At 62.5% G+C, this 8,177-nt stretch carries 8 protein-coding genes (1 of these 8 running past the window's edge); 5 read left to right on the forward strand and 3 right to left on the reverse strand.

Going from position 1 to position 8,177, the window contains the following annotated elements:
* Positions 1–197 precede the first annotated feature (197 nt).
* From cyoA to ACR9ZN_RS27435, 5 genes are all read left to right on the forward strand, one after another.
* Complete coding sequence (gene cyoA, locus ACR9ZN_RS27415) at positions 198–1,382, forward strand: ubiquinol oxidase subunit II (RefSeq protein WP_454812444.1); 1,185 nt, start codon at positions 198–200, stop codon at positions 1,380–1,382.
* Positions 1,383–1,410: 28 nt separating this feature from the next.
* A complete protein-coding gene (gene cyoB, locus ACR9ZN_RS27420; protein WP_454812446.1) occupies positions 1,411–3,417 on the forward strand; it encodes a cytochrome o ubiquinol oxidase subunit I in 2,007 nt (668 codons plus the stop codon).
* Between the two features lie 17 nt (positions 3,418–3,434).
* On the forward strand, positions 3,435–4,061 hold the full coding sequence (gene cyoC / locus ACR9ZN_RS27425) for a cytochrome o ubiquinol oxidase subunit III (protein ID WP_441774524.1): 627 nt from the start codon (positions 3,435–3,437) through the stop codon (positions 4,059–4,061).
* Positions 4,058–4,447: a cytochrome o ubiquinol oxidase subunit IV gene (cyoD, locus tag ACR9ZN_RS27430; RefSeq protein ID WP_481273683.1), complete on the forward strand. Its 390-nt coding sequence runs from the start codon at positions 4,058–4,060 to the stop codon at positions 4,445–4,447. Before cyoC ends, cyoD begins: the two co-directional genes overlap by 4 nt.
* Positions 4,448–4,619: 172 nt before the next feature.
* Positions 4,620–5,291: an SURF1 family protein gene (locus tag ACR9ZN_RS27435; protein WP_481273684.1), complete on the forward strand. Its 672-nt coding sequence runs from the start codon at positions 4,620–4,622 to the stop codon at positions 5,289–5,291.
* A gap of 4 nt (positions 5,292–5,295) precedes the next feature.
* Here ACR9ZN_RS27435 and ACR9ZN_RS27440 read toward each other — a convergent pair whose 3' ends face one another.
* The 3 genes from ACR9ZN_RS27440 to ACR9ZN_RS27450 all read right to left on the reverse strand — a co-directional run.
* On the reverse strand, positions 5,296–5,838 hold the full coding sequence (locus tag ACR9ZN_RS27440) for a response regulator transcription factor (protein ID WP_454812449.1): 543 nt from the start codon (positions 5,836–5,838) through the stop codon (positions 5,296–5,298).
* A complete protein-coding gene (locus ACR9ZN_RS27445) occupies positions 5,819–7,117 on the reverse strand; it encodes an ATP-binding protein (protein ID WP_481273685.1) in 1,299 nt (432 codons plus the stop codon). Before ACR9ZN_RS27445 ends, ACR9ZN_RS27440 begins: the two co-directional genes overlap by 20 nt.
* 145 nt (positions 7,118–7,262) lie before the next feature.
* Positions 7,263–8,177 carry the 3' end of a peptidoglycan DD-metalloendopeptidase family protein gene (locus ACR9ZN_RS27450; protein WP_481273686.1) on the reverse strand. The gene runs 1,026 nt beyond the window's last position, so the window shows 915 of its 1,941 coding nt (coding positions 1,027–1,941); its start codon lies off the right edge, out of view; its stop codon occupies positions 7,263–7,265.

Consider the following 8,177-nt stretch of genomic DNA (forward strand, 5'->3'; position numbering starts at 1 on the left):
ATCTGCCAGGATCGCTCGCACCCTGTCCGAACCCATACCTGTCCAAAGACCCTAGCCCGCTCGACGGAAGCCGTGCAGTATGGGGGTCCCTTGCGTACCTATTGCCGTCTTCACGATGATATTGTCATTGGACAAAATGTCCAATGGGCAGCCTGGAACCGGAGGCGTATCGGCACGACATGCGAATGCTATCCCGAATGCCGTTCCTTAGCTCCGTCCGCTTGCGCAAGCTTGCCCGCCTCGCCCTGGCCCTGCCTCTTATGGGCCTGCTCGCGGGCTGCAATGCCGTGGTGCTCAGCCCGTCAGGCGACATCGCCGCCCAGCAGCGCGATCTCCTGGTGTTCTCTACCGTGCTGATGCTGGTGATCATCATACCGGTGATGGCGCTGACGGTGCTGTTCGCCTGGCGCTATCGCCAGTCCAACAATGCGGCGCGCTATGAGCCCGATTGGGACCATTCCACCCAGCTTGAGCTGGTGATCTGGGCGGCGCCGCTGCTGATCGTCATCATTCTGGGGGCGATCACCTGGACCGGAACGCATCTGCTCGACCCCTATAGGCCGCTCGAACGCGTGGCCGCGGGCAGGCCGGTGACCAAGGAGGTCAAGCCTCTGGAGGTCCAGGTCGTCGCGCTCGACTGGAAATGGCTGTTCATCTACCCCGAATATGGCGTGGCCAGCGTCAACGAGATGGCGGCGCCGGTCGACCGGCCGATCAATTTCAAGATCACCGCCTCGGCCGTGATGAACTCCTTCTATGTGCCGGCCCTGGCAGGCATGATCTATGCCATGCCGGGCATGGAGACCAAGCTGCACGCGGTGATCAACGCGCCCGGCGAATATGAGGGTATCTCGTCCAATTACAGCGGCGCGGGCTTCTCGGGCATGCGCTTCCGCTTCCATGGGCTCGACCAGGCCGGCTTCGACCAGTGGGTCGCCAAGGTCCGTGCCGGCGATGCCGGCGCCCTCGACCGCCCGGCCTATCTCGCTCTGGAGAAGCCGAGCCAGAACGTGCCCGTGCGCCATTACAGTTCCGTCGCCGATGACCTCTATCACGCCATCCTGAACATGTGCGTCGACGCCAACAAGATGTGCATGGACAAGATGATGTCGGTCGATGCTCAGGGGGGCCTCGGCAAGGAAGGCATCAACAATGTCCGCCCGCTGCTCTATGACAAATATGCCCGACGTGGCGCGGTGTTCGGCCCCGAACCCTATTTCGTTTCTTCCTATTGCGAGGTGCCGCGGTCCGGTGCGCTCGATACTTGGAAGCGCGGCGTTCCGGCGTTGAGTCCCAAGCCCGCCGGCCTCACCGGCGCCAGCCTTTCCATCCCGTCTGCCTCCAGCCAGCCGTCGCAGCTCTCCGCTGCCCAGCCCGGTTAAGTGCAACCTCATTCAAGAGCGGATACCCATGTCTTCTGAAACGGTTGCAGTCAGCCCGATCTTCGGTCGGTTTACACTGGAAGCCATCCCCTATCACGAGCCGATACTGGTCGTAACCTTCATTGGTGTCGCCATCGGCGGCCTCGGCCTTCTCGGGGTCCTGACCTATTTCCGCGCCTGGGGCTATCTATGGCGCGAATGGTTCACCAGCGTCGATCACAAGCGCATCGGCGTTATGTATATCGTGCTGGCGCTGGTCATGCTGCTGCGCGGTTTTTCCGACGCGATCATGATGCGCCTGCAGCAGGCGATCGCCTTCGGCGGATCCCAGGGCTATCTGCCGCCGCATCACTACGACCAGGTCTTCACGGCGCATGGCGTTATCATGATCTTCTTCGTGGCGATGCCCTTCGTCACCGGCTTCATGAACTTCGTGGTGCCGCTGCAGATCGGCGCGCGCGACGTCTCCTTCCCCTTCCTCAACAATTTCTCGTTCTGGATGACCGCGGCGGGCGCAGCCATCATCATGATGTCGCTGTTCGTCGGTGAATTCGCCAAGACGGGCTGGCTCGCCTATCCGCCGCTATCGGGTATCGCCTATAGTCCGGATGTCGGGGTCGACTATTACATCTGGGGCCTGCAGGTGGCGGGCGTGGGGACGCTGTTATCGGGCGTCAACCTGATCGCCACCATCGTCAAGCTGCGTGCGCCCGGCATGACGATGATGCGCATGCCCGTCTTCACCTGGACTGCGCTGTGCACCAACGTCCTCATCGTCGCCGCCTTCCCGGTGCTGACGGCCGTGCTCGCCTTGTTGTCGCTCGACCGCTATGTCGGCACCAACTTCTTCACCAATGACCTCGGCGGCAATCCGATGATGTATGTGAACCTCATCTGGATCTGGGGTCATCCGGAGGTCTATATCCTCATCCTGCCGGCCTTCGGCATCTTCTCGGAAGTGACGGCGGCCTTCTGCGGCAAGCGTCTGTTCGGTTACACCTCGATGGTCTACGCCACGGTGGTGATCACCATCCTGTCCTATCTGGTCTGGCTGCATCACTTCTTCACCATGGGCTCGGGCGCCAGCGTGAACTCCTTCTTCGGCATCACCACCATGGTGATCTCGATCCCGACCGGCGCGAAGATCTTCAACTGGCTGTTCACCATGTATCGCGGCCGCATCCGCTTCGAGTTGCCGATGATGTGGACGCTGGCCTTCATGCTCACCTTCGTGATCGGCGGCATGACGGGCGTGCTGCTGGCGGTACCGCCGGCCGACTTCGTACTGCACAATTCGCTGTTCCTGATCGCGCATTTCCACAATGTGATCATCGGCGGCGTGCTGTTCGGCATGTTCGCCGGCATCAACTACTGGTTCCCCAAGGTCTTCGGCTTCCGGCTCGATCCATTCTGGGGCAAGGTCTCGTTCTGGTGCTGGGTCATCGGCTTCTGGGTCGCCTTCATGCCGCTCTACATCCTCGGCCTGATGGGTGTGACCCGGCGCGTCAGTCATTTCGAGGATCCGTCCCTGCAGATCTGGTTCGTGATCGCCGCTTGCGGCGCCGGTCTGATCGCCATCGGCATCGCCGCTTCGCTGATGCAGTTCTATGTCAGCTTCAAGAAGCGGGAGTCCCTCAAGGATACCACCGGCGACCCCTGGAACGCGCGCACGCTGGAATGGTCGACCTCTTCGCCGCCGCCGGCCTACAATTTCGCCTTCACGCCGGTGGTGCATGATCTCGATGCCTGGGAGGACATGAAGCGCCGCGGCTACAAGCGGCCACTGGAAGGCTACAAGCCCATCCACATGCCCAAGAACACCGGCGCGGGCATCGTCCTGGCCGGGTTGAGCGCGGTCTGCGCCGTCGCCATGATCTGGTATGTCTGGTGGCTCGCGATCGCCAGCTTCGTTGCCCTGCTGGCTGCGGTCATCATTCACACCTTCAACTACAACCGCGACTTCCACATTCCCGCCGAGGAGGTGGCCACCGCCGAGAATGCCCGCACAAATCTGCTGGCGGCAGGAGAACGCTGATGTCGCAGACCATCCTGATGCCGCAGACAGGGGCCGAGGAAAGCCGAGCACCGGTCTTCCATCTGCCGGAAGAACCGCATCATCCGGAAGGGTCGAGCACCATGCTCGGCTTCTGGATCTATCTGATGAGCGACTGCCTGATCTTTGCGATCCTGTTCGCCACCTATGGCGTGCTCGGCGGCAATTACGCTGCCGGTCCCTCGCCCAAGGACCTGTTCGACCTGAAACTGGTGGCGTTGAACACCACCATGCTGCTGCTCTCCTCCATCACCTATGGCTTTGCCATGATCTCGATGCAGGAGAGCAAGGTCGGCTCGACCCAGGCCTGGCTCTTGGTCACCGCGTTGTTCGGTATGGCTTTCGTCGGCATCGAGCTCTACGAATTCTCGCATATGATCCATGAGGGGGCGACGCCGCAGCGTAGCGGCTTCCTTTCCGCCTTCTACACGCTGGTCTCTACGCACGGCCTGCACGTTTCGACCGGCATTCTCTGGCTGTTCACTTTGATGGTGCAGGTCGCCCGCTACGGCCTGACCACGGCGAACCGCCGCCGCCTCATGTGCCTGAGCCTGTTCTGGCACTTCCTGGACGTCATCTGGATCGGCGTCTTCACCTATGTCTATCTGATGGGGATGCTGCGATGAGCGCCCACACCCACCAAGACTTGCACCAAGACGCCCATCATGACGAGCATGGCTCCTCGCATGGCTCGCGCAAGAGCTACCTGATCGGCTTCGGCCTCTTGGTGGTGCTGACCTTCATCCCGTTCTGGCTGGTGATGACGGGCGCGCTCGAATCGAAGGTCGCGACCTCGCTGATCGTGATCTCCCTGGCGGTGATCCAGATCGTCGTGCACATGATCTATTTCCTGCACATGGATGCCAAGTCCGAGGGCGGCTGGAACCTGATGGCTCTGATCTTCACCATCGTGCTGGTGGTGATCACGCTGACGGGCTCACTGTGGGTCATGTATCACCTCGTCAACAACATGATGCCGATCTCGGCGCATGACATGCGCAACATGCCGTGAGCCTGATGCGATGACCGCTGAGCGTTTTCCAGAAAAGTTGACAGACTTTTCGATTGAGAAAACGCGTCAAAGCGAAGAGTCGGAGAGAAAGTGCGATTCAGAGAAATCGCACTTTGCTCCAGAGGGTGGCCGGCCGCCTCGGCCCCCACGTTCGCGACGTGGTTTCACCGTCATGGTGGCGGCGCTCGTCATCGCCTTTGCGGGCTTTTGCGCGCTGGGCGTCTGGCAGGTCCAGCGCCTGGGCTGGAAGCAGGGCCTGATCGCCCGCATCGATGCCCGTATCCATGCCGAGCCTGCGCCGCCGCCCGGACCCGAAGCGTGGCCCGCCATCGCGGCGGACAAGGATACCTATCGCCGTATCCGCCTCGTGGGCGAATTTCTGGACCGTCCACCCGTCTTCGTGCAGGCCACCACCGCGCGGGGAGGCGGCTTCTGGACGTTGTCGCCCCTGAAGACGGAGCAGGGCTTCCTGGTACTGGTCAATCGCGGCTTCGTGCTGCCGGAGGAGCGCGCCAAGGCCGGCGATGCTGCCGGGCCGGCCGAGGTAACCGGGCTGCTGCGGCTCAGCGAGCCCAAGGGCGCCTTCCTGCGCAGCAATGATCCGGGCGCCGATCGCTGGTATTCGCGCGACGTGGCTGAAATCGCCGTCGCCCGTGGGCTCGGCACGGTGGCGCCCTATTTCATCGATGCCGAGCGGCGGCTGGCCGGCGAAATTCCGACCGGCGGCATGACGGTGGTCGACCTGCCCAACAACCATCTGGTCTACGCATTGACCTGGTTCGCCCTCGCCCTCATGGCGCTCGGCGGGCTGGCCTATACCGTGCGTGAGAGGAGAGCAGGATAATCCCTCACTTCAGCCGCCGCTTCTCCAGCTTGCGCGCCAGGGTGCGTCGATGCATGCCGAGGCGGCGCGCGGTTTCGGAAATGTTGAACTCTGTCTCCACCAGCGTCTCGTGGATGCGTTCCCATTCAAGATTCTTGATGGAGGTCGGGGTCTGTGTCATCGGCACGCTGGCGTCGCCGTCGCTGCGCTGGAAGGCTGCTTCGATATCGTCGGTGTTGGAGGGCTTGGCCAGATAGTGGCAGGCTCCGAGCTTGATTGCCTCGACGGCGGTGGCGATGGAGGCAAACCCCGTCAGCACCACGATCTTCATGGCGGGGTCATGACCATGCAGCGCCTTCACGCATTCCAGGCCCGAGCCGCCGGCCAGCTTGAGGTCGACCACGGCAAAGCCCGGCGCGTGCTCTTGGAGCAAGGCCTGCATCGGCTCGAGGCCGGCGGCGACTTCGACGACATAGTCTCGCCGCTCGAAGGATTTGCGCAAGGTTCGGGCGAAGGTCGCATCGTCCTCGACGATGATGAGGCGGCGTTCAGCCGGGGAGGATGCCATCGGTTACTCCTTCGGGCGACAGTGTCGCCATCGGCAGGGTCAGCTCGACCAGTGCGCCGCCATTCAGCAGATTCTTGGCCGTGACGGTGCCGCCGAGTTTGCGGGCGACGTTGACGACCAGGAACAAGCCGAGCCCGCCGCCAGGCCGATTCTTGCTGGAATTATAGGGTTTGCCGAGTTGATCCAGTATGTCCTTGTCGAAACCCGGCCCTGCGTCGGTGACAGAGAGCGTGAGCCGGTCGCCGCGCCGCTCCAGGGCGATGCCCACCCAATTGGGCGACGCTTCGAGCGCATTGTCGAAGATGTTGAACACCACCTGCTTGAGGGCGTCGTCCGAGACGATGGAGACATCGGTGCCGAAGGTGTTGTTGTAGTCAAGGCGGGCAGGGGAACGGCTGGTGCGCCATTCCTCCACGAGTTCGTCGAAGAAGCTGAGCACGCTGGTGCGCCGCGTGCCTTCGCCGCGCACTTCGCCCGATGACATCAGGATACCGGTGACGATCGTCTTGCAGCGGTCGAGCTGGCCGCGCATTTCGGCAAGCTCGGCCGCGACCTCCTCGTCCTGCCTGAACATCTCCATGCGCTGCCAGTCGCTCAGGATCACCGAGAGCGTTGCCAGCGGCGTGCCGAGTTCATGGGCGGCGCCCGAGGCGAGCAGGCCCATGCGGACGATATGATCCTCCTCAGCCGATTGCTGACGCAGGCTCGCCAGATGGGCGTCGCGGGCGCGCAGGTTGCGGTTGATGCGGGTGACGAAGAATACCAGCAGGACCGCCGCCAGCACGAAGCAGATGAAGGTGCCCTGGACATGCAGGTCGGCCAGATCGGTGCCCTTCGGCGCCGCCGGCATTGGCAAAGGTCGGTTGAAGGTCGCCAAGCCGACGAAACAGGCGCTGGTGGCCGCGAGCAGCGTCCAGGTCGACCAGGCTTCCAGCAGGACGCCGCCGATGATGACCTGCAGGAGATAGAGATAAATGAAGGGGTTGGAGGCGCCGCCGCTGAGATAGAGCTGCACGGTGAGTGCGGCGACATCGAGCATCAGCTCGAGGAAGAGCTCGGTATTGCCCACCAGGCCCTGGCTGCGCAGCCTGAGGACACCAACGACGTTGAGCGCCACCAGAAAACCGATCACGACCGCCATCTCGAATAGCGGCAGGGGAATGTTGAGCACGAGATCGACGAACAGGATGGTGATCACCTGCCCGATAACAGCCAGCCAGCGAAGCTGGATCAGCAAGGCGAGGTTTTTCTGGTCGGTGGTGTCGCGGATGGCGGTCATGATGCCTTACTATAGCGTCTCGCCGTCCTGCGGCAGCTCTGTCGGCGAAAATGCCGCAAGACAGAGATCCGCCGCCGCCAGATGCCGGCGGCGGGGCCCAGTTCCCATAACGCCAGTTCCCATAACGATGGCGGCGGGCCGGGCCTCAGCTCTTGTTGATGCCGGTCGCGATCTCCGCGACGGGCGCCTTGCTCATCAGGGCGTTGATGCGGTCGCGCTCGGCCCTGAAGGTGGCGAGCAGGTCGCCATTGAGCTCACGTCCCTGCGGCAGCTTGATGCGCATCGGGTCGACGAAGCTGCCGTTGATCTTCACTTCGTAGTGGATGTGCGGGCCGGTCGCCAGGCCCGACTGGCCGAGATAGCCGATGACCTGGCCCATCTTGACCTTGGCTCCGACTCCTGTGCCTGAGGCGAAGCTGTTCATGTGCGAATAGGTCGAGAGATAGCCGTTGGCGTGCTGGATCTCGATGTGTCGGCCGTAGCCATTGGTCCAGCCGGATTTGACGATGGTGCCGTTGCCGGTGGCCAGGATCGGCGTGCCGACGCGGTCGGCCCAGTCGACACCGGTATGCATCTTGTAATAGCCGAGGATCGGGTGGCGCCGCATGCCGAAGGTGGAACGCATCTCGCCGCCATTGATCGGCTTGCGCGTCAGGAACTTGCGCGCCGACTTGCCGTCCTCGTCGTAATAGTCGACCTGGCCATCGTCGGGACTGGCAAAATGATAGTAGCGCTTGAGCTCGCCATTGACGGTCAGCGCCGTATAGAGGATGTCGCCGACTGGGTTGCCGGCCTCGTCCTGCTCGTAGAACAGCTCGAAATTGTCGCCCGGTCGGGTATGGCGGGTGAGATCGACGTCATAGGCATAGACGCGCAGCAGCCTTTCGATCATCTCCTTGGGCACCTGCTGCTTCAGGGCCGTCTCGTAGATGGAGTAATAGAGGCGGATACCCGTGCCGCTGTCGCCTTCATCCTCGTCGCCGCCACCCTGATTGTCCTGGGCGTTGGCGGCGATGTCGGTCGAACTCGGATCCTGCACTGAGACATAGCCGCCGGTATC

Source organism: Labrys sp. HAY1-8F (assembly GCF_056754975.1).